The organism is Candidatus Nanosyncoccus alces (assembly GCF_004138395.1).
GTDB lineage: Bacteria > Patescibacteriota > Saccharimonadia > Saccharimonadales > Saccharimonadaceae > Nanosyncoccus > Nanosyncoccus alces.
In genome coordinates this window covers 1-22,486 of sequence record NZ_PRLM01000003.1, presented here as the reverse complement: position 1 = coordinate 22,486, position 22,486 = coordinate 1, and the positions used below count along the sequence as shown (strand labels likewise).

The following is a 22,486-nucleotide window of genomic DNA, read 5'->3' as shown; positions in this document are numbered from 1 at the left end:
TCTCTCCAACTTAAATTAGTATTTTTGCTTCCCTTAATTTTACCATTTTTCTCCACAAAAGTCCAATTAACAAGGGGACAAATATTAAAAAATAAATCCCAAATACCCACGCCTGATACGGCTCTATCTCTACCATAAAACTTTTCATTTCACCAAAAAACTCCACTACTACAATATGAAAATCCAGTAGCTTCGTCGCCACAAATGCCACAACCGTCTCTACACCAGGTAGCCCTGCCACCACACCAGTTAAAAACACCAACCCCATCGCATACGGTAAAGTTGGCAAAATCAAAAGATTTGCTATCACACTAATCAAAGATATCGTGCCATAATAATACAAAACTATCGGCAAGGTCATTACTGTTGCTGCTACTGTAGTAATTATTGTTCCCGCCACAAATCCAGGTTTCTTCCCGCCATAACAAAACTTCGTAAACTTCGGCCCCAAAATCATAATCCCTGCAAAACTCGCAAACGACAACAGCCACCCAAGATTAATTATAAACATCGGATTAACCAACAAAGTTCCTGCCGCCACCAACAAAATTATTCGCCACGGCTCGATCTTTCTCCCCACATACCATGCCAGCAGAGTTAAAATTGTCATAATCCCTGCCCGCATAATTGACGGCGTCCAACCTACCATTACCATAAAAAACACTACAAACAAAATTGAGAATATCAACCCACTAAATCGCGATAACCTCCCAAAAAACTTACGCGCTATCCCGACCAAAATAGACAAATGCGCCCCACTCGCTACCACTATGTGCACTAGCCCAACCACTCGCAAATTCTCGTCCAAATCATCCGGCAAACCGGACTTCATCCCCAAGAGATATGACAGCCCCAGTCTCACTTGCGGCTCTGGTATCAAGCTTTCGACCCTCATTGCAAACCAGTTCCGCACTTTTAGTATCAAATCACCCGGCTCTGGCCTCAGCCAACTCTTTATCTCAGGCTTATACATATATCCCGCGTAAGTCCCAAACCCCTCCATCAATTTTCCATTTAAAACTATTTTATCTTCTCTCGCCAAGTCCTCATTCTTATACTCCGAAATATACAAGCTCCCACCCGTCACATGCCCCTCATCTCCACCGAATTTTAACTCTTTTAATTTAAACTTCGTCCCATTACCGTCTGTTTCCGGATCGCCATCCACCACCCCACTTACTATCACAGCTTTTCCATAAAACTGCCTGATATAATCTTCACTCACTAACTCCACAGAACTTCTTACAAAAGATAATATCATTCCTGCTACCAAAGCTATCACCACAAAAACCATTTTTGGCCAACAGTATGCCAATATCATTAATGCCAACGCACATCCTATCCAAATTGGCGACGCAAAATAATTGATCCTGAATACTAGCGCCAATATCGTACCAAATACTATGCCTCCGCACATCACCACTACAAAATAAGATTGGTGCAAGCTTCTACCCAAGAACTCCAACATGCGCACTATCTACCACGGAATACATATTTTTTCAACTCTCTAGTGCCGCTCACGCTTTCTAACCACCTCAAAATATGGTATAATTCACCCACGCACCCGTAGTTCAACGGATAGAACGTTGGTTTCCGGAACCAATGATATCGGTTCGATTCCGGTCGGGTGTACCAGAATATACCAAATTTGCACCGGTAGCTCAGTGGATTAGAGCATCTGTCTTCGGAACAGAGGGTCGTAGGTTCGAATCCTATCCGGTGTACCATTGTGAAATTAAGTCCTCTTTGAGGTCTTTTTTCATCTGTTGGAAGTCGGTTCGAGCCAAATCATATTTCTCTTTTAGCTCGGGATACGCTTTTTCAACCAGCACAAGATACTTTGCAGGGGTAAATTGTATGATTAAAACACCACCAGATCCTAAGCTATGTGAACAGATAAATATTGAGATGAGTGCATCAGAACAAAAAGGCACGGAATAACCCGTGCCAAATGCGGAATAGTTTATTGATATTTTGTCCTGACAAATGAAACCGCCTCGTCAATAGAAAAACTACTATAGTCATCCTCATAAATAAGTTTGCAATGGTCAGGGTTTTTCATGACATATTCCTTAACTAGTCCAAGTTTCGCATCCGGACCAGAATGCAGAATTGCCTCAAACTCCCCATCCGTTAAAACCGACTTGGTTCTAAGCTCGTAGCCACTTTTAATAACAAGTGTAGGTTTTTCTAGGTAAATTATAACGGGTGGTCTTCTATGTGGTAATTTCTCTGAAAGAAATAAAATCGTCTCTATATCTCTATTACCAACAATAAACAAGAATCTTTCGCAAGCAATGCGATTTTTTATTGCCGTGAGTAGCAGCTCATCATCCCATCGCTGTCCTAACTTTTGCTCCATATCCTTCACCCAGCCTCCAAAAGAGTTAAAGCCACTTTCCGCAAACGTATTGCGTATTATCGGACCACAATCAATGATTTTAGCATCAAAATAATCCAACATAGCCGTTGCCGTATATGTCTTACCAGCTCCGTGATGGCCAGAAAAAAATACAACTCCCTCTGGCACTTTTTGTCCAAGACTAAACATAACATCACCTCCCCTAATGTTATCATTTTATTGTTAAGCTCCTAGTATGCCCCTACTCCACTCTTATATTATACCATATTCCTATCATTTATCAAAATTATTTAGCACAAATTCTATATCCTTATCTCCGCGTCCAGAAAGATTTACTAAGAACGTTTCTCCAGGATGGCTCGGTGCCATTTTCATAGCCAACGCCAATGCATGAGATGATTCAAGAGCCGGTATTATTCCCTCAGCCTTTGATAGATCATAAAATGCGTCAATCGCTTCCTCATCATTTATTGCATTAAACTTAATTCTGCCTATTTCTTTTAGATATGCTAATTCTGGTCCTAATCCTGGATAATCAAGACCAGAAGCAACCGAATAAGCCGGTTTAGGAGTTCCATCTTCTTCCGCTAAAGCCAAGCTCTTAAAACCGCTCATTGTTCTAAACTCACCAAATGTTGCCGTAGCGGCGTGTTCACCCACACGCTCTTCTTCGCCCTCTCTCATCTTTCCTAAAGCTTCAGCAGCAAGCAACTCGATATCATCATTATCAATAAAGCCGCTAAATAATCCCATAGCATTTGAACCACCTCCGACTACAGCAATTACTTTATTTGGCATCTTCCCGTCAGTCATTTCAGCAAATTGTTCACGAGCCTCTTTGCCAACAATAGACTGAAAATCTCTAACCATTTGGGGAATCGGAGCTGGGCCCAACGCTGAACCTATTGGATAGAAACAACGCTCATAATCTTTCTCATACGCAGCAAAAGATGCAGCGGCAGCATCTATCAATTTACCCGCTCCATCCTCTACGACAATAACATTCGTCCCCATTATTTTCATCCTATCCACATTCGGAGCCTCTTTTTCTGCATCTATTTTCCCCATATAAATATCGCATTCCATCCCGAAATACGCAGCTGCAGCAGCCATCGCGACCCCATGTTGTCCGGCGCCAGTATCGGCGATAATTTTCGTTTTGCCCATCTTTTTCGCCACCAATCCGTACGCCATAGCATGGTTTAATTTATGGGCTCCAGTATGATTTAAGTCTTCACGCTTTAGATAAATAGCCGCTCCGCCCAACTTATCGGTCAAATTTTTCGCAAAAGTAATAGGTGTCGGTCTACCCTGATAATGTTTTCTAATATATTTTAATTCATCAATAAATTCAGCATCATTCCTAATCCTCTGATAAAAATCATTTATCCGTTGAAACTCTTCGTTCATTTCTGGTGAAAGAAAACTGCCACCATATTTTCCGTAAAACCCATTCTTGTCAGGAAAATCATTAATGGAATATTTCATTTATTATTTCTCCTTACTCAGTAAATAATTAACTAATTGCTGTTTAGCATCGCCCCAATATTTATTAGATTCCTCATAATTCTCATCACGGATAGCACTAATTGTTCTGGTTTCTCCGTCTGGTATAAAGAATTTATCGACCCACCGACTACTCTGGCCAGATTCTTCCGTAGCTATAGTTCCGTCACTCCCGCCAATAAATACTTTCGGTTCTTCCCCTGGCTCACAATACGCCCAACAGTGCTCGATTCTAGCTTTACGATTACTTTCATCCTTTAACATGTGCAAAAATTTTTCTACGCCAATCTGCTTGTCGAAATATTTGCTGTATGGTCCAGGAAGTCCCCCCAGAGCGTCTGCATAAAATCCAGCATCAGACTTTACGACAGCCTTCCCTAAACGTTCTGCTGCATCTTTGACGGTATATGCGACAACCTCCGAACAAGTCGTTGCCTGAATCTCTACTGGCTCAAAATCAGGATTCAATATCTCTACTTCAATCCCATATTTCTTTTCAAAAAATTCTTTTGCTTCCCGCATTTTGTCTGGATTTGACGTTAAATAAATCATGTCTTATTTCCTTTCATTTAATTAACTTAATTATTTTATATTTATCATTATGAATATCGGCGACATACACTTTCATATCCAAACTTTCAAAAACACTTCTGGCTTTTTCCGTATTTTTGGTTACGATACAAAAACCTGGACCAGCTGTCGATAAAAATATAAACTCTATATCTTTATCATCACGAAGTGGTCGCATTTTTTCCGCAAGCTCAACAATTTTCGGATACGCATATGCACAGTTTTTTATACTACCCATATCCCAACGATAATCGAAAATAAAGTCTTTCATTGGTTTATAATTGCCATCTAGCAATTCCGGGATAGCCTCATTCAAAAGCCTATAAGCAATCTCTCTAGAAAAATCGATACTGGCTTTTTCGAAATTCTCGGAAGCGTCTATTTCGTCAGCTATCAATGTATTAGCATCTGGATGTAAATATTCATTCGGAACTCCAAAAACAATTTTAAGCTCCTCCGGCAAATTAACTTTGACTATTGGCGTTGCTCTGCCTGTTATTATAATTAATCCACCACTAAAATGCCCGCAAACTCCAGAACCTCCAACCGATTGCACGTATACTAAATGACTATCATCCCCATCAATTTCCTCTGCATGATTGCCAGCAAGATACCTAATCAATTCCATCCGTTCTATCGGCTTACCATATAATTCGTTTATTGCCACCCCAACACCCTGAATCGCAGATGCACTTGAGCCTAATCCGCAATGTCTCAAATCTAAGTCTGTTTCTACATTAATAGAAAACCCCGTAGAAACACCTAAAGCTTTTCGCATCAATATTGCAGCATGTCGAACCAAGGACTTACGACTATAATTCCCCGTAATAAAAATCTCATCGTCGTCCCTTGGTTCTACAGAAATTGTCTTGCAAATATTAGCACAGAAATTAATTTGTCCCGTCGGGTAGATATTGTCCTTAGGGCTAACACTATATAGCTTCCCCGGGTCAGTACAGGCAGCATCTAATCGTGATGGGCATTTGATAACAATTTTTTTAAATGGAGAACAAGAAGCCGACTTCTTTAATTCAACTATCACCTCACCAACATCAATTATCCGCAATCCCTTATTCATCAAGGATAATTATACCTTATATCGACAAAATGATCTAATATCCGTAGATAAAAAATAAAAGTTCAATGGAGAACGACCCATCATAATCTGTGGTATAATACTAACAGGTATCGTAGTTTGGAAAATAACTAGAGGAAAGAGAGAGCGGGGGCTGCCGGAAAGTACAATAAATCCACCTTCCTTTAGCATAGTTGCTACCTGTCCCACTAGAGTATACCAAATTTAAAAAATATGTTATAATCGCAACATGGTACCGTAGCTCAGCTGGTTAGAGCGTGGGACTCATAAGCCCAAGGTCGGTGGTTCAAGCCCACCCGGTACTACCAAAAGACCTCTCGGTCTTTATTTTTATGCTATAATACTTCTATGAAATCCAAAAAAGGCTTCACCATCTTAGAAATCATCATTGTTGCAATCTTTGCCTCCCTCTTGCTCATTCTCTTCTTTGTTCAGAAATCTAACATAGACGCCATGGAACGTGATGAAAATCGCAAAACCGCCATCAACGCTATGTACTATGCTCTCGAAGAAAGTTTTTACAAGGATCACAATTATTACCCAGAATCAATCTCCGAAGAAAACATCAAAGTCATCGATCCAGCCCTCTGGACCGACCCACTCGGTTTCAACCTTGGCGATCCGCTCAGCTCATACTCTTATGAACCGGCCAACTGCAACGATGGCAAGTGCAAAGAATACATCTTAAAGGCTGAGCTCGAAAAAGAAGACGCTTACATCAAATACAATCGCAATTAAGTTTAACTATTCTTCTGGTTCCTTCTTTTTGCGTCCGCGTTTTTTCGCATTTGAGATCAAATCCGTCACCGCTTTCAATTCCTCACCCGAAATATCTGAATACTTAAAAGTATATGTAGTTTCATCACCTACAGTAGACAGTCTAAAGGTCCCGTAATGAAAAAGATTCTGCAATAAATTTTCCTGTCGAAAACTTGCATCTTCCACCGAACTAAGATCAATAATATTCACCGAGTTCACTACTGGCGAAGTCATCACCATTTGGATTACTCGTCTGTTTGTAATAAATAACCGGTTACCATTGTAAACCACTAGCGACACAACACCAATTATCACCGCCGACGCCAATAATGCCGCCAAGATAATAAACAAAAAGTTCCGCCCCATCTCATCTATCATGGATTGACCCATCAATACTAGCAAAAACGCTAACAACACTACAATTAGCCCAAACATCACCCCACCAATTATCATCAAAAGACAAACTCTCGCTCTCTTGAAAGCGAACTCCACATATTCGTCATCCTCAAGCCTCAACCCCGGAAAATCCTTTTTACTCCGTTCATGTCTAATTCTCGCCAAAGATTCATCCATCACAACTCCTTTCTGCTATTATGCCTTACTTTTGCGACCTTGTAAATGACGTCTACCCTTATCGGTTACTACTCGCCCCCGCGGCGTTCTTGCCAAAAGTCCAAGCTGTAAAAGGTAAGGCTCATAGTAATCTTCAATCGTCGCCGCTTCGTCACCAGTGAGCGCCGCTATAGTCGTTAACCCTACCGGTCTATCTCCATAATTTTCATACATCAATTCGAGCATATTACGATCCGCCGGATCTAACCCCAAGTAGTCTATCTCCATCAAATCTAGCGCACTCTTAGCCACCGCCACATCAATGATCCCATCCCCATTCACGTCCGCATAATCTCTCACACGTTTAAAAATCCGGTTCGCAATCCGCGGCGTCAAACGCGACCGCGCTGCAAGAAGCCCCGTCGCCTCCGGCATAATCTTCGTATTTAATATCCCCGCGGTACGATTAATAATCTGCTCAATCTCTGACTCTTTATAATACTCTAGCCGATGAATTATCCCAAACCTATCTCTCAGTGGCCCTGCAAGCGACCCTGTACGCGTAGTAGCTCCTATCACCGTAAACTTCGGCAAATCTAACCGCACACTACGTGCCGCCGGACCCTTGCCAATCACGATGTCCAACTTATAATCTTCCATCGCGGAGTATAACACCTCTTCCACTGCCCTACGCAACCGATGAATTTCATCAATGAACAACACGTCGCCATCTTTTAAATTTGTAAGGATAGATGCCAAATCCCCCGCCCGCTCTATTGCTGGACCCGAAGTCACCCTAAGAGATGCGCCTAGTTCGTGCGCTATCACACCCGCCATTGTTGTCTTGCCTAATCCAGGCGGTCCATACAATAATACGTGGTCCAATGTAGAACCATCGCTCCGCTTTTTTACAGCCTCTATTGCCAGCTTGATATTGTTCTTCAAGTGCTCCTGGCCAATATACTCTTCAAAGCTCACCGGTCGCAAAGAAATCTCAATCTTTTCCTCTTCAGAATTATCTTCCGCCAATGTTGGCTCCACTAACCTCTCGATTGCCATATCCCTATTATAACAGATATATCTTACATCTTTATAAATTAACCATTCATTAGTAGTCTTACTCCCCCTTGGGACGAAACAATAAATTTCTTATTTAGCACTATTGACAACCGAGTGCCAGTTTGCTACAATAGAGAAAGATTAGCACTCTAACAAGACGAGTGCCAACAAAATAACCTTAAAAGGAGGAAAATTAATGAGTAAAATCATCGGCATCGATCTCGGCACCACCAACAGCGCCTTTGCGTACATGGTAGCCGGCAAGCCAGAAGTTATCACTAATTCAGAAGGTGACCGTACTACCCCATCCGTAGTAGCCGTCACCAAAAAAGGCGAACGCCTAGTAGGTAAAGTCGCTCAACGCCAACGCGTTACCAACCCTAAAAACACCATCTACGGCATCAAACGCCTAATCGGCCGCAAATTTACCGACAAAGAAGTTGAGCGTGATAAAGATATCAGCCCATACAAAATCGTCAAAAAAGGCAACGGTGTAGCCGTAGAAATGGATGGCAAAGAATACACGCCAGAAGAAATCAGCGCCATGGTGCTTTCCAAAATCAAAGCCGACGCTGAAGCCTTTCTTGGCGAAAAAGTTACCGAAGCTATTATTACTGTGCCAGCTTATTTTGACGATTCCCAACGTCAAGCCACCAAAGATGCTGGTAAAATTGCCGGTCTCGAAGTCAAACGCATTATCAACGAACCTACCGCAGCCGCTTTAGCTTACGGTCTAGAAAGCAAAAAAGACGAAAAAATCGTCGTTTTCGACCTCGGTGGTGGTACTTTCGATGTCTCTATCCTTGAGCTTGGTGACGGCGTATTCGAAGTGATGTCCACCAACGGTGATACCCATCTAGGCGGTGAAGATTTCGACAATATTATTGTTAACTTCCTAGTAGACGAATTCAAGAAAGAATCCAGTATTGATATTAAAGGCGACGCAGCCGCGATGCAACGCGTTAAGGATGAGGCCGAAAAAGCCAAGAAGGAACTATCAAGCAGCACTAGCACCGATATTAACCTACCGTTTTTAAGTGCCGACGCCGATGGGCCAAAACATTTTGAATACACTCTCACTCGCGCTAAGCTAGAAGAGCTTGTGGCGCCACTTCTAGACCGCTTAGCAGAACCAGTAGAAAAAGCTCTCAAGGACGCTAAACTCAAAACCTCAGACATCAACGAGATCGTCATGGTCGGTGGTATGACTCGTATGCCAGCCGTAGTTGAAAAGGTTAAATCTATCTTCGGTAAAGATCCAATGCAAGGTGTAAACCCAGACGAAGTTGTAGCTGTCGGCGCAGCTATTCAAGGCGGCGTGCTCCAAGGCGACGTCAAGGATATCCTCCTCCTAGATGTTACCCCGCTTACTCTTGGCATCGAAACTATGGGTGGCGTCCGTACTCCATTGATCGATCGAAACACTACCATTCCTACTTCTAAGTCCGAAGTCTTCTCTACTGCTAGCGACAATCAGCCGCAGGTAGAGATTCACGTTCTCCAAGGCGAGCGTGAATTTGCCGCCGATAACAAATCTCTCGGCCGCTTTATTCTAGACGGTATCGCTCCAGCCCCACGCGGCGTTCCACAAATTGAAGTCACCTTCAACCTAGACGCCAACGGCATCCTAAACGTTACTGCCAAAGATAAGGGCACCGGCAAAGAGCAGTCCATCACTATCCAAAACTCTGGCAACATGAGCAAAGAAGATATTGAAAAGGCTCAGAAAGAAGCCGAAATGCACGCCGAAGAAGACAAAAAGAAAAAGGAAGGTATCGACGCCAAAAACCACCTAGAAAATACTATCTATCAAGCTGAGAAAATGCCAGACGAGTATAAGGACAAAATCAGCGACGAGGACAAAGAAACTATCAAAAAAGCCGTCGAAGAAGCCCGCAAAGTGCTAAACGACGCGGCTGCCGACAAAGACAAATTTGAAGCTGCCACTAAAGAACTCAGCGACAAAATCATGCCAATCGGTGCAAAAATGTACCAAGCTTCTACCAACGAGGCCAAACCAGAAGATAAAAAAGACGACAAATCTTCCGATGACGAACCCGTCGAAGGTGAAGTCGTAGACAAATAGCCTACGGTCTTCCGCAAAAATAGCTCCACCCAGTGGGGCTATTTTTATATGTTATAATTTACCTATGAAAATACTTATCCCAGAACTCGAAAACCCCATCGTCCAAAAAGCTATCCAAACCTTTCCAGAAATAGAGTTTATCAATACCGAAAACCTTCAAGACGCTACCGAGTTATTATCCCAAAACGCTGCCGATTCTATGATATCAGGTCTTGAATACTCTTCTCGCGACGTCTTGCTCGCATACAAAGATCGGTTAGCTTTAAAATCTCAATATTTTTCTAGTTGTTTTATTTGTGAAAAAGGTGGTACACATTTTGCTCTTGCTGACGGCGGAGTTAATAAGCTCCCCACCAAAGAGCAACTTTACGCCATAGTCGAAGACACTGCCAAAACTTACCAGGCATATTATCAAGAAACTCCGATCATCGCTATGCTCTCCTATTCCACTAACGGTAGTGGTGGTAAAAATCCCGACCTAGAAAAAATTCACTTCGTCATCAACCAAATCCGTCAAAATCATCCAGATTGGCGAATAGACGGCGAAATGCAGCTCGACGCCGCAATCAATCCCATCATCTCTTCTCGAAAATTCCCAAGCTCTCAAATATCCGGTCAAGCCAACATCCTCATCACCCCAGACTTAAACTCCGGCAATATACTATACAAATCACTAGAACAGTTCAGTGGCTTTATCTGTGCTGGTCCCATTATCCAAGGCTTCACAATGCCACTAGCGGACCTTTCTAGAGGCAGTTCCCTTGCAGACGTCGTCCTTACTATCAAAGTTATTAGGAGTCTACTATGAAATATTTTGGCACCGACGGCATCCGCCAAAAAGCAGAAAAATTCACCCCGGATTTTTTGGCTTCCATTATCAGAGGTCTCATAAATTACGCCGGTGACGATATTAAAGTTTTAATTGGCGGCGATACCCGCGAGTCTACCGAATGGATTTTAGCCGACCTCGAAACTGCTCTCGAGACTTTCGGCGTCGAGTACGGTAACGTCGGCGTACTTCCCACCCCAGCCATCAACTATTGCTTTACCAAAATGGGTTTCGACATCGCTATCGACGTCACTGCCTCTCACAACCCCTACACCGATAACGGCATCAAAATTTTCGAACACGGCAAAGACGGCTCTCAAAAACTCTGTCAAAAAGGTTGCAATCTCATCGAAAAGGCTATCGAAGAGGCTCAACCTTATACACCTATCCCCCCTAGCATCCGCGAAAATCTACACGAAGAAGCCGTAAGTATCTACAAAGCCCACCTTATATCTTACATCGGCAATATAAGCTTTTCTAATCTCCACATCGGTTTAGACTGTGCCAATGGCGCCACCAGCGCGCTAAATAAAACTGTTTTTGAAGAATTCGATGCTACCGTCGAGCTCATTAACGCCGACCAAACTTATGGCACCAAAATCAATTACAATTGTGGCAGTACTCACTTAGAAAGCCTACAAAAGCTTGTCAAAAACCAAAACTTAGATTTTGGCATCGCCTTTGACGGTGACGGCGACCGCGTCCTAATGGTAGACCAAAACGGACAAATAGTAGATGGCGATCAAATTATTGCCGTCCTCGCAGATTTCTTAAACCTTAAATCCGTCGCAGTCACTGTCATGGCTAATCAAGGCATTCTGGACTGGGCAAGAGACCATCGCCTCACATTAGAAATCACTCCAGTCGGTGACTCAAATGTCGCTGCTGCCATGCGCGAAAAAAATATCGCCATCGGCGGGGAACAATCTGGACACATTATTTTACCAGGCGAAGCCACCGGCGACGGCATGCTCGCCGCCCTATTAATGTGCAAAGTGGTCTTAGTTACTCATAAAAACCTAGCCGAACTTGCTAGAACCATCACTAAATTTCCCCAAGTTAATCTTTCACTAGAAGCTTCGCCCACACAAAAACAACACTTAAAAAACCCAGAAATCAAAAACCTACTCCTGGAATATGAAAAAAAGTTACAAACTACCTCAGGTCGCCTACTTGTCCGCCCCTCCGGCACTGAAAACCTAATCCGTATTACTATGTGGGGCAAGGACAAAAAGGAAATCACTACCCTCGCCAACGAACTAAAGAATAAGTTAGGAGAAATCTTATGAAAATCGCCAAACTCGAAAAATACACCCCCGAAGTCGCCAACCAAATTCGAAAGTTACTAATCCAACTTTCCCGCAGCGGCAAAGACCGCGGCGAAATTCCTCGTGAATGGTTCGAAGAGCTCATCTCTTCTCCTTACCACGACATGCTCATCGCCACAGAGGAAGACAAAATCATTGGTATAGCAACGCTCTCCGTTCACATGGGGCCAATTATTCGCAGAAACGCTTATCTCGAAGATTTCGTCACCGATCAAACTGTCCGTGGCAAAGGCATCGGCTCGGCCCTTTGGCAAGTAATCCTAGAATGGGCCGCTGAAAAAGGCTGCAAAAACCTAGAATTCACCTGTGGCAATGGCCGCGAAATCGCTCAACAATTTTACAAAAACCACGGTGCTACTGTTTACGATACAAACTTTTTCCGTAAAGAGATATAAAAAGCGCCGGCAACAAATAAATATGTAGCGCATTTGGCAAACCAGAGAAAAACAACAAAGTAATCGCATATGCCACTGTCAAAGTCAATATTACTGGAGCTATCACGCTCTTCATTGCCGCCCGTACTATCAATATAATCGTCAAAATCAATAAAACAACACCTATTAAACCTGTCTCCAAAAGCAAACTTGCATATTCATTCTGTATAATCTCTTTTGGTGCCGGGGACAACCCATTTGCATAAAGTGCCTGTCCAGCTCCCCCAATCCCTACTCCAAACAGCATAGTCCCAAAATCTTTTCGCCACACATCTACCGCCGCATTAGACAATCGCACCCGCGTATCAGTAGATTCTTCTACATACCCATCAAACACCGCCTGCTCCCCTTCATTCTCATCATGCCCCTCTACTTCCTCTAGCATAGGCACGTTTTGTTCCTCTAGAGCATCTTCTTCCCCCTCATTAATATCAGAACGAATGTCAACGACTCCAAGCGACAAATGGTTCAAAACCTTCGCCACCCCACTTCCATACGTATCATCCGTTGGGCCAACTTGTGCCATTATCCCTTGCAAATTCAACGTAAACACAAAAGCCCCGGCAACCACTAGGAAAGTTCTACAAACTCGCCAAGTCTTCTGCCACACCCCTTCCACCGCTACCATAAAAATCACCGCTACCACAAAAGCATAGATCGCTCCCCGCGAAAACGTCAAGAACAAAGTTGCGGACAATACAAAAACTAAAGCAATACTCACTAAGTACCGTAAGCTTGAGCGAACGCCCTTGAGTGTGTCCTTAGTGAGTATTGCTTTAGTTTCTAACATATATCCTGCCATTATCGCTGGCGCCAACAATAAATTCCCCATAAATTGCGGCTCTATCGCAAACCCATTCGGATGCGGAAATCCAAACATCCTATATGTGCACCCCGCACACATCAAACTCCCCTCTCTTGGTACTCCAGCCAAATCCAAAATACACTGCGCCCAACACCACCCACACGCCACAAGTGCTGATCCGAAAAATATCTTCCAAAATCTTTCTTTAAAACCGACTTCCAAAAATAAACTCTTAAGATTCCAAAACGCGTATCCCGCAAAATACAATAGCCACAATACCCCTACCGTCAATAATCCCCTCAAAAAATTCATTGACCAAAATGCTGATAACGTCACAAAAATAGGGAATAGCAGCCACTTCCAATCTTTCCAAATCCCACCTAACGCCCTCTTTTTTATCAAAAGATACAACGCCACCACATCAAAAATCACTAACCATAAAATTGGCAAAGAAAGTTCAAAATTCATCGACTCGCTCGCGCCCAAAGAAATTAATGGATAATAAGAAAAAAATAACGTCGCCGGCAAAATATATATCAAAAACCGATAGCCTTTCTTAATTCTTTCCATTCTTTTTTTCTACCTTCCCTCGCACAAACCCAACTAGTTCCTTGTCGAATCTTCCTATTCCAAAATCACTTACTGTCTCTGCCACCTTTTTACGATCAAAACTCATCTTCTCAAATTTCAAAATCGCTTCCGCCAAAGCTTTCGCTGATTGCGGCTCAAACAATAATCCGTTCTCTCCATCTTTTATATAATCTTTTGCGCCCCCAACTCCATACGCTACCACCGGACAACCAGCTGCTAACGCCTCCACTGGAGCTATTCCGAACGGCTCCAAACTAGGGAATAAGTACCCCCGAGATCCCGCCAAATATTTTGATAACTCCCTCTTTTGCTTCAATGGCAAAAATTTCACCAAGTCCGATCCTTCCGCCATTTTTACGAGTTTCTCGTGTTCCGGGCCTTCGCCTATTACCATCAAACGTCGCTGCGTCATCATACACGCTTGCACTGCCAAATCCAATCTTTTCCAATTCACCTGTCGGGAAGTAACAACGTAATACGGCTCAAACGAAGTCATAACCTTGCCCGCCTTAAAATCTTCTACCTCCACCGGCGGGTGTATCACCACAGAATCTCGTCCATAATATTTTTTTATTGCATCCTTCGCATACTCAGAAATCGTCACAAAATAATCTGGATTTTGCGCAGCCTTCAAATCCGCCTTACGCAAAGGTCTCACCAACAACTTAAAGAAAAATCTCACAAACGGGTTCAGCACACCAAAACCCGGGTTTTCCACATAATCATCATACATCTGCCAATAATACTGCGTCGGCACATGACAATATGATATGTGAAGCCCATCCGGATTTTTCACATTCTTCTTCCCCTTTTCGTGAAGTCTCCGACCAGACTTCACAGCCTTCGCTTCCGCACCTGTCACCGAAATAATTAAATCATATTCCGACAAATCCAAATGCGAAAAATACCACTGTCTCAAAGGACCCAAAATCCGCCGCATCTTACTCGGAAAGTTCTGCAACCATCCGGTTCTAATCTCCGCATCTTTAAACCAATCAATCCCCTTCAGATCGTATTTTGAAGTATAAATCGGTGCCTCCGGGAATAATTCGTGAATACGTAGCAACAGTTTTTCTGCTCCTCCTACGTTCGTTAGCCAATCACACACCAAAGCCACTTTTAACCCGACAAATTCTTTGCGCACTTTCGTACTACCACTGTATTTTTGCCGCACCTTCGCCTTCACTACTTGGCTCCTTCGCGTCTAAATACCACCGCAATTGTCTTGAAAAAAATCGAAAGATCCAAAGCAAGCGACCAGTTCCTCACATAATAAATATCTAAGGCTCTTCGTTCCTCAAACGAGATGTCTCTCCGCCCACTCACTTGAGCAAATCCTGTCAGCCCAGATTTTACCGTCAACAAAAGCGATCTATCACCATAATCACGTAATTCTCCCGGCAAAAGCGCTCGCGGGCCTATCAAGGAAATATCACCTTTCAAAATATTAAAAAGCTGTGGCAATTCGTCCAACGAAGTCTTCCGAATAAACTTCCCTACCGTCGTAATCCGCGGATCATTCTTCATATAATCACCGTTTTTACGATATTTTTTAATTAACTCTGGCTTACCCATCTTAATAAACGCTTCTTCTGCCGTCAGCCCCGAATATTTAGATTTCATCGACCGAAACTTATAACATTTAAATTTTCGATTATACTGCGTTAATCGGTCATCCTTGTAAATCGGCGAATGTTTAAAATCCGTCAACTTTAGTACTAACCAGACGATCATCATTGGAATCGCCGTAACGATTATCGCCACCAAACTAAACAAAATATCAAACGTCCTTTTAATCACCGCGTATCCACCGGTCAGTGGTGTCGCCATCACTAATACCGCCGGAGTATTTCCTACTAACTCAAGCTCCCCAAAATGCGATGAAAGCGCCGTCTCACTTGGCACAAAATAATATAACAAGTGCCTCAAAACTGCCTGCTTATACACATACTCTGTAGATTTTTCATCGGTCTGAAAAATCACATCCGCCCGTGCCCTTTTCAAAGCATCTTTTAACGATGAGTACTGATGAGTTTTTAAGTCCCGCGGAATATACCTCCGGTTCGCCACAATTCCCGCTAATCTATAGCCGCACTCCGGCGTAGACGTAATATAATCTGCCAAGTATTCAGTGTTCTTATGGTTTCCGACAATCACTACTCGCTTTACGCCATAATCACTCTTAAAAACCTGTCGGATAAACAATCTCACAATTATCCGTTCAATTAGCAAAAACACAAAACATAACCCCACTGCTGTCACCGCCATCACTCTCACCGGAAATAAATTCTCCCCCACAAAGAAATCATATACTATGAGCGCCGCTACCGAAAGCACCGCCGCCAACACCAGCCTCATCCTTTCCGGAAATCTAGATCTCCCTAGAAAAATAGATTTTTTATATAACCCCAACGCTACTAAAATCACCAACATTATTGGCACCAAAAACACTATCGTCATCGTAAAATCCAAAAGCTGAGACTCAAACACATACGGTCGCGGATCCACATGCACCCGAACAAAGTATGCCATCGCAAACGACAGTATCAACGCTACCGCATCCCCCAAAATTAAACAAAATCTTAAAACAAAATCGGATTTTTTCCGCATATCTTAATTTTACTCTACGGTAACGGACTTGGCAAGATTGCGAGGCTGGTCTACATTGTATCCCTTAGCGATTGTCATATAATATGCAAACAACTGCGACACCAAATTCATTAACACCGGTGCGAACATCTCAATATCTGTTGTAATTTTTACAACACCCTCTACCGGCATGTCAAAGTCCGCCACATTCGTCACTGCTATCACATGACCACCCCGCGCCAATACCTCTTGTACATTAGAAATCGCTTTATCATAAAGCGCGCCCTTTGGCAAAAGCGCCAACTCAAAAAATCTATCATCCACCAACGCCAACGGTCCATGTTTTAGTTCACCAAACGCATACGCATTTGCATCTACATAGGATATCTCCTTTAGTTTTAGTGCTCCCTCCATCGCCGTTGGATAAGCCGTATCACGTCCCAAATATATTGCGTGATCATAATCAGCGTATTTTTTTGCAATTTCTTCTACTTCTGGCTGTACACCACTCAACACCTTACCAATCTCTTCCGGCAACTTCGCAATTTCTTCCACATACGGCCGCAAAACTCCCGGTTTCACTCCCTTCGCCTGTGCTATAGTCAACCCAAACATCACCATCGCTATCGCTTGCGAAGTAAACGCTTTCGTAGAAGCCACCGAAATTTCCGGACCCACATGCACATATGTACCACCATCTACTTCTCGTGCAATCGTCGAGCCAATCGCATTCACTATCCCTATCGTTTTAATTCCCTGCTTCTTAATTTCGCGCAAACACGCCAAAGTATCTGCCGTTTCTCCAGACTGTGACACAATTAGCGCTACTGCATCTTTTGGAATATATGCCGAACGATAACGATACTCACTCGCTATCACCGTTTCAATCGTAATCTCTGGCGTAAATTGTTCGATATAATATCCTGCCAAAAGCCCCGCGTGATATGCTGTGCCGCATCCCACTATAATTAAGTGTTTAATCTTGCGAAGTTCCGCTTCTGTGAGTCCTGGACCGCCCAAATGCACCGTACCATTTTCCACATTTACCCGTCCACGCAACGTCTCTTTCAAAGAGTTCGGCTGTTCCACTATCTCTTTTAATAAGAAATGCTCATAACCTCCCTTCTGAATCGCCGCCAAATTCGTTTCGATTTCTTCCACTTTTGCCGATACCGGCTCGGAGTTCAAAGTTTTAACTTCAATACTATTTTTAGTTAACCTCGCCACTTCTCCGTCATTCAAATATATCGCTCGCTTTGTATGACCCACCAACGCCGAAGCGTCACTCGCAATCAAAGTCTCATCGTTTCCGATTCCAATCACTAACGGCGAACCACTCCGCGCCACCACTATTTCTTCCGGGTTTTTACTAGATACCACTGCTATCCCGTATGTACCCTGCACCAGCTTCAAAGCCTGCACCACAGCATTTACCAAAGGATACTTTCCATCCTTGTAGAATGAATTAACCAACGCCGCCAACACTTCCGAATCCGTCTCGGACTCAAACTTATGCTCTGTTAAAGTCTTCTTCAACTCTTTATAGTTCTCAATTATTCCATTGTGTACCAAATATATATCGCCCGCTTTGTGCGGATGAGCGTTCTCTTCACTCGGCTCGCCATGTGTAGCCCAACGCGTATGGCCTATACCAATCTTATCGCTCCGCCGACTTTTAGCTAATTTTTCTTCCAAATTCGCAATTTTTCCCTTTGCCCGAATCAAAGTCGCCGTACCATCCTCCGCTATCGTCACTATTCCGGCCGAATCATAGCCACGATACTCCAACCTCTTAAGGCCAGACAACAAAAAACCTTGCGCTTCCCCTTTACCTACATACCCTACAATTCCGCACATTTTATCACCTCCACTTAAATGTACCTACATTATAACATGACCTGACCTATCATTCTTACAGAATGCTACTCGACAAATAGCAAAATAGTTAGCTTCTACTTTTTCCTTGCTTTCACAGTATCGCCAACACTTACGCCACCAAACCCGCCAGCCGCATCCAGATAAATCGTATACTTACCCTTGCCGGCACTACTCTTTCGCTCGTCCGACGCCCCACCAAAGATAAAACCAGATTTTATTTTCACTTGCACGTCTTCCGACACCTTTATATCAATCCCACCAAATAAACAAAACGCCTTAATCACCGTGTCTTTAGTGAATTTTGCTTCCCTTAAATCTAAATCCACTCCGCCAAATACCGCCACTAGGTTAGACCCAGTGAAAGTTTCGTCATTATAAGTCCTCTCGCTCCCCGAAAAAATTGCAATTTGTGAATCCATCACCTTATCGCTTTTCAAATCCTCAATTTTCTTCTCTACTTCCTTGTCATTTTTATTGCCAACAATACTTTTTACAATTATACCAATCCCAATCATTACTAAAAATACCGCCACTATCACCTTCCAAGCCACTTCATACGAAAACACATTCTGTGCCGCGAGCAGCAGTATCACCCCCGCCGCTAAAAACCCTAAGCTAGACAACTTCTCCTTTTCCGTAATCAAACTAATCGCACTCGGTATAATAATAAACAGCGTCCACCACCCATCAAAAAATACGTTAAAACTAAACAGCCCCGCCGCATTCCCGCCAAATATCACCCCTAACGCAATAATTGCTAGTCCCCAAACAATTGGCCCAACTCGCTTCATAAAACTCCTTTTTATAAGCCAATTATATCATACGATGATATACTACTACTTTATTCTTTCTCGTAGTCAACGTCAAATCACTAATAATAACAAAGTATTTCAATATCCCAGTAAGCTAGCTTATATTACCCAGTCTTGACACTGACCTCGCAACATGTTACTATCGCCTCAAGCCTACCTGGTTTCCTCATGCAAGACCAGTCGCTGGTAGAAGATACGTTTTAAGACTACCCCTTCTGCAGTGTTTCGTAGTCAACGCTCGAAAAGGTGTTTAGTATTTCTAACATTTAACTCTTGTTTTGAAATAGATAGATATGCATGAATCCGGCCGCTCTCAATGCGGCTTGTTAATAATATCTAACTAATAAGGAGTCGATATGACCACTACAACCAAAATTACGATGCCAGTTGTTTCTTTCCGACGCATTAGCACACCATTTGAACAGGAAGGTAAAAAGATCTATCTTGCCGTCCTCAAAGCAAAAGACCTACCAAAAGACCTTGAAGAATGGAGGGGCATTAACCCGCGCGATCCAAACAAATCTTCCGGCGTAGCAAAAAGAATTGCCGATTCATTACAAAACCAACCGGAATGTTTCTTGTTTAGAAACAGAGGTTTGACTCTACTATCCGAAAGTGTATCCTTCAATAATGAATCAAACATATTAGCGGTAGAATTTTCAGATAAAACAATGCACGGTCTTCTAGACGGCGGCCATACATACGCAGTAATTCGTGAGGCATTTGATTCGCTAGCAGAAGATGAAAAAGCGGACACAAATTTAAACAACGCCTACGTAAAACTGGAAATCCTAGAAGGTATTACCTCTAAAGATGAGACAACCGAGATTGTAGGAGCTAGAAACACATCTACACAAGTAAAAGACCAAAGCCTAGCCAACCTTTCACAACACTTTGACATTATTAAGGAAATTCTTAAAAACGAGCCCTATGCAAACAGAATTGCATATAAGGAAACTGAATTCAACGAAGATGGAAGCCGAAAAGATATCGACGTCAAAGAGATTTTGTCTTATCTTATCTGTTTTGACCGCGAAGGGTTCGGAGATAATAATCACCCAGTAATTGCCTACTCTGGAAAATCATCCGTTTTGAAATACGCGGACGCCGAAGATAACCGTCAAAGACTGCAAAAATACCTTCCGCTATTGCCAAAAATCTTAGTCCTTCGCGACGAAATTTACGAACAGATGCCTGCAACATGGAATGACATTGGCGGCAAATTTGGCGCATTAGAAGGCGTGAATCGAAAAAAGCAAGATTCCGTGGAGTTGCCGTTCAAAAATACTACAACTTCATATGCTATCCCAAGTTCATTCATATATCCGATTCTTGCCTCCTTCCGCGCTTTAGTCGAAGTAACAGACGAAGGATGCTCATGGAAAACATCTCCGGTAAGCTTCTTTAGCAAACACAAAGGTGAACTAGTTAGAAGACTCATCGAGCAAGCACTAGTCTTTAGAAATCCAAACAAACTCGGCAAAGAAAAGACCGTCTGGCAATCATGTTATGACTATGTCGTCCTAACATCTCTCAAATTAGGTTTATAAATTTACTTCAAAAAGCCACCTGTAAAGGAGGCTTTTTGATAAATACCCTGCGGTATACATCCTTTCATATAGCCAACAAAAGTTTATATTCGGTGGTTTTGAGCTCTTCAACCATTGTTATTGACAGATTAGAAAAAGGAGATCTCGTCGAAAAGGACATTTTGGTACGAAATATGGTTTCGAACCTCGATAGTTCAAGGAGACAAGTGAAAAGAAAATTTATTTTCTTTTCTGAGACGACGCAGAATTATCTGAAAAAATCGACGCACAAAAAAGGGTGATTTTTGAGATTAAATCACCCTTTAATTTCATCTTCGAACCTGAGTTTTCCACAGGTTCCCCTGTGATGAGGGGCGACCAGACGTTGTTGCTCGGCTTTGCATGGTGGTGGACTAGTGTATTGACCACCCTGAATACATGACTAAGATCAAGGTTATGCCTAAAAAGGAATACCCTATTCTGATGCCTTGCGAGTTCTGAGGTATACTTTTGCAGGCAAAGAGATTTTAACTTTTAAGGATATATGACTTAACTGGAGCTGTAGAAACCAAAACAATGATAATGAAGAAAATAAAAGAAATACAATGTCAATGGTATAATTAGTGATTATGATCTAAAGACCAAGAAAAATGGTATAATATAGAGTATGAGTAATCAAGCGTTCATAGATGGACAAAATCTCTACATGAACACGAAAGCTAATTCGTGGACAGTTGATTTGGTACGCTTCAGAATATATCTCAAAGAACGCTATGATATCGAAAAAGCTTACTATTTCCTAGGCGCAGTAGACGAAGATAACCAAGACCTGTACGAAAAGATCCAGACTGCAGGCTTCATTCTCGTATTCCGTGAGCATAGCCAAAGTATGATTGGCAAGAAGAAAGGCAACGTAGATACCGATATCGTCTTTACCGTAATGTCAAAAATCGCCGACAAGGAGCAATTTGATAATGTAGTTCTTGTTTCTGGCGATGGAGACTATTATAAAATGGTTAAATATCTTATTGAGAAAGAGCGTTTCGCTAAATTATTAGCACCAAATCGCCATTCTACTTCGTCGCTTTACCGTCCATTTACGCCAAAATACGTAGATTTTCTAGATAACACTGGCGTCAAGAAAAAGATTGAATACAAGAAAAAGAAATAGCAAAAAACGGGCTCTTCTTAGGTATTACTCCGTTCGAATTACCCGCATCGGAATATACTTACATTATATCAAATCGGGGCCAAAAAGTCAATACGTAGCAGAATTAATAGAGAGTGGAACAAGGCTCCTTTGGAGCTGGCGACACTCTCTTTTTGTCATCAATGGTATAATTGTAGTAAGTAAACAAAGGATCTTTTATGGAGCAAACTATTTGCCAAAGCTGTGCAATGCCGCTAACTTCAGAAGATATGTACTCTACTGAAAAAGACGGCAGTATTAATAAAGATTATTGTAAGTGGTGCTACAAAGATGGTGAATTCGTAGATAAAGTTTCCATGGAAGAATATATCGAAATGTGCTCGAAGTTTGGCGAACAGGCCGGTATGACGAACGAGCAAATGAAAGAATATTGCACGAAAGTTTTTCCAACACTCAAGAGATGGAAGAAAGCGTAATGTGGCAAGCACCAAAGAATATCGCGATTTTATCTTAGAACAACTGTCGGAAGCGCCGAACATTACTTGCCAGCC

At 42.5% G+C, this 22,486-nt stretch carries 20 protein-coding genes and 3 tRNA genes; 11 read left to right on the top strand and 12 right to left on the bottom strand.

What is annotated here, in order from left to right; genetic code table 11:
- Nucleotides 1-10: 10 nt before the first annotated feature.
- Entirely contained in the window at nucleotides 11-1,468 is a 1,458-nt protein-coding gene (locus G3RUM_RS01625; RefSeq protein ID WP_129734740.1) for a ComEC/Rec2 family competence protein, read from the bottom strand.
- 92 nt (nucleotides 1,469-1,560) lie between these two features.
- Here G3RUM_RS01625 and G3RUM_RS01620 point away from each other — a divergent pair.
- Nucleotides 1,561-1,635 (top strand) — tRNA-Arg (locus tag G3RUM_RS01620).
- A gap of 15 nt (nucleotides 1,636-1,650) precedes the next feature.
- A tRNA-Arg gene (locus tag G3RUM_RS01615) sits at nucleotides 1,651-1,727 on the top strand.
- Between the two features lie 236 nt (nucleotides 1,728-1,963).
- On the opposite strand, the gene G3RUM_RS01610 is transcribed toward G3RUM_RS01615, so the two are convergent.
- The 4 genes from G3RUM_RS01610 to G3RUM_RS01595 form a co-directional block, all read right to left on the bottom strand.
- Nucleotides 1,964-2,551 carry a hypothetical protein gene (locus G3RUM_RS01610; RefSeq protein ID WP_129734739.1) on the bottom strand — a complete coding sequence of 196 codons (588 nt, stop codon included), beginning with the start codon at nucleotides 2,549-2,551 and terminating at the stop codon, nucleotides 1,964-1,966.
- Nucleotides 2,552-2,635: 84 nt separating this feature from the next.
- Entirely contained in the window at nucleotides 2,636-3,850 is a 1,215-nt protein-coding gene (gene trpB / locus G3RUM_RS01605) for a tryptophan synthase subunit beta (RefSeq protein WP_129734737.1), read from the bottom strand.
- Nucleotides 3,851-3,853: 3 nt separating this feature from the next.
- Entirely contained in the window at nucleotides 3,854-4,420 is a 567-nt protein-coding gene (locus tag G3RUM_RS01600; RefSeq protein WP_129734735.1) for a non-canonical purine NTP pyrophosphatase, read from the bottom strand.
- A gap of 13 nt (nucleotides 4,421-4,433) precedes the next feature.
- The gene (locus G3RUM_RS01595) at nucleotides 4,434-5,516 is read right to left on the bottom strand and encodes a GHMP family kinase ATP-binding protein (RefSeq protein ID WP_129734733.1); all 1,083 of its coding nucleotides are present in this window, start codon (nucleotides 5,514-5,516) and stop codon (nucleotides 4,434-4,436) included.
- Nucleotides 5,517-5,765: 249 nt separating this feature from the next.
- On the opposite strand from G3RUM_RS01595, the gene G3RUM_RS01590 reads away from it, so the two are divergent.
- Together G3RUM_RS01590 and G3RUM_RS01585 are read left to right on the top strand one after the other, a co-directional pair.
- Nucleotides 5,766-5,842 (top strand) — tRNA-Met (locus G3RUM_RS01590).
- A 40-nt stretch (nucleotides 5,843-5,882) separates the two neighbouring features.
- Nucleotides 5,883-6,272 carry a type II secretion system protein gene (locus G3RUM_RS01585; RefSeq protein ID WP_129734731.1) on the top strand — a complete coding sequence of 130 codons (390 nt, stop codon included), beginning with the start codon at nucleotides 5,883-5,885 and terminating at the stop codon, nucleotides 6,270-6,272.
- Nucleotides 6,273-6,278: 6 nt separating this feature from the next.
- On the opposite strand, the gene G3RUM_RS01580 is transcribed toward G3RUM_RS01585, so the two are convergent.
- Together G3RUM_RS01580 and ruvB are read right to left on the bottom strand one after the other, a co-directional pair.
- Nucleotides 6,279-6,866 carry a PH domain-containing protein gene (locus G3RUM_RS01580; RefSeq protein WP_129734729.1) on the bottom strand — a complete coding sequence of 196 codons (588 nt, stop codon included), beginning with the start codon at nucleotides 6,864-6,866 and terminating at the stop codon, nucleotides 6,279-6,281.
- 18 nt (nucleotides 6,867-6,884) lie between these two features.
- Entirely contained in the window at nucleotides 6,885-7,904 is a 1,020-nt protein-coding gene (ruvB, locus tag G3RUM_RS01575; RefSeq protein ID WP_129734727.1) for a Holliday junction branch migration DNA helicase RuvB, read from the bottom strand.
- Between the two features lie 196 nt (nucleotides 7,905-8,100).
- Here ruvB and dnaK point away from each other — a divergent pair, with 196 nt between their 5' ends.
- The 4 genes from dnaK to G3RUM_RS01555 all read left to right on the top strand — a co-directional run bounded on the left by dnaK (nucleotide 8,101) and on the right by G3RUM_RS01555 (nucleotide 12,542).
- Complete coding sequence (dnaK, locus tag G3RUM_RS01570) at nucleotides 8,101-9,990, top strand: molecular chaperone DnaK (RefSeq protein ID WP_129734725.1); 1,890 nt, start codon at nucleotides 8,101-8,103, stop codon at nucleotides 9,988-9,990.
- A 64-nt stretch (nucleotides 9,991-10,054) separates the two neighbouring features.
- Entirely contained in the window at nucleotides 10,055-10,798 is a 744-nt protein-coding gene (locus tag G3RUM_RS01565; protein ID WP_129734723.1) for a phosphate acyltransferase, read from the top strand.
- Nucleotides 10,795-12,108 carry a phosphohexomutase domain-containing protein gene (locus tag G3RUM_RS01560; RefSeq protein ID WP_129734721.1) on the top strand — a complete coding sequence of 438 codons (1,314 nt, stop codon included), beginning with the start codon at nucleotides 10,795-10,797 and terminating at the stop codon, nucleotides 12,106-12,108. The genes G3RUM_RS01565 and G3RUM_RS01560 overlap by 4 nt, the downstream gene beginning before the upstream one ends.
- Nucleotides 12,105-12,542, top strand: a complete 438-nt coding sequence (locus tag G3RUM_RS01555; RefSeq protein ID WP_129734719.1) for a GNAT family N-acetyltransferase — start codon at nucleotides 12,105-12,107, stop codon at nucleotides 12,540-12,542. Before G3RUM_RS01560 ends, G3RUM_RS01555 begins: the two co-directional genes overlap by 4 nt.
- Here G3RUM_RS01555 and G3RUM_RS01550 read toward each other — a convergent pair.
- From G3RUM_RS01550 to G3RUM_RS01530, 5 genes are all read right to left on the bottom strand, one after another.
- Nucleotides 12,502-13,956, bottom strand: a complete 1,455-nt coding sequence (locus G3RUM_RS01550; RefSeq protein WP_129734717.1) for an O-antigen ligase family protein — start codon at nucleotides 13,954-13,956, stop codon at nucleotides 12,502-12,504. The genes G3RUM_RS01555 and G3RUM_RS01550 overlap by 41 nt on opposite strands.
- A complete protein-coding gene (locus tag G3RUM_RS01545; RefSeq protein ID WP_129734715.1) occupies nucleotides 13,943-15,163 on the bottom strand; it encodes a glycosyltransferase in 1,221 nt (406 codons plus the stop codon). Before G3RUM_RS01545 ends, G3RUM_RS01550 begins: the two co-directional genes overlap by 14 nt.
- On the bottom strand, nucleotides 15,163-16,587 hold the full coding sequence (locus G3RUM_RS01540; RefSeq protein ID WP_129734713.1) for a sugar transferase: 1,425 nt from the start codon (nucleotides 16,585-16,587) through the stop codon (nucleotides 15,163-15,165). The genes G3RUM_RS01545 and G3RUM_RS01540 overlap by 1 nt, the downstream gene beginning before the upstream one ends.
- 9 nt (nucleotides 16,588-16,596) lie before the next feature.
- Complete coding sequence (gene glmS, locus G3RUM_RS01535) at nucleotides 16,597-18,423, bottom strand: glutamine--fructose-6-phosphate transaminase (isomerizing) (protein WP_129734711.1); 1,827 nt, start codon at nucleotides 18,421-18,423, stop codon at nucleotides 16,597-16,599.
- 95 nt (nucleotides 18,424-18,518) lie between these two features.
- On the bottom strand, nucleotides 18,519-19,235 hold the full coding sequence (locus G3RUM_RS01530) for a LiaF transmembrane domain-containing protein (RefSeq protein ID WP_129734709.1): 717 nt from the start codon (nucleotides 19,233-19,235) through the stop codon (nucleotides 18,519-18,521).
- Nucleotides 19,236-19,612: 377 nt separating this feature from the next.
- Between G3RUM_RS01530 and G3RUM_RS01525 the strand changes: the two genes are divergently transcribed.
- The 3 genes from G3RUM_RS01525 (at nucleotide 19,613) to G3RUM_RS01515 (ending at nucleotide 22,411) form a co-directional block, all read left to right on the top strand.
- Nucleotides 19,613-20,806, top strand: a complete 1,194-nt coding sequence (locus G3RUM_RS01525) for an AIPR family protein (protein ID WP_129734707.1) — start codon at nucleotides 19,613-19,615, stop codon at nucleotides 20,804-20,806.
- Between the two features lie 646 nt (nucleotides 20,807-21,452).
- Nucleotides 21,453-21,956 (top strand): NYN domain-containing protein, encoded by a 504-nt coding sequence (locus G3RUM_RS01520; RefSeq protein ID WP_129734705.1) that lies wholly within the window; start codon nucleotides 21,453-21,455, stop codon nucleotides 21,954-21,956.
- 197 nt (nucleotides 21,957-22,153) lie between these two features.
- Entirely contained in the window at nucleotides 22,154-22,411 is a 258-nt protein-coding gene (locus G3RUM_RS01515) for a zinc ribbon domain-containing protein (protein WP_129734703.1), read from the top strand.
- The last annotated feature ends 75 nt before the right edge of the window (nucleotides 22,412-22,486 follow it).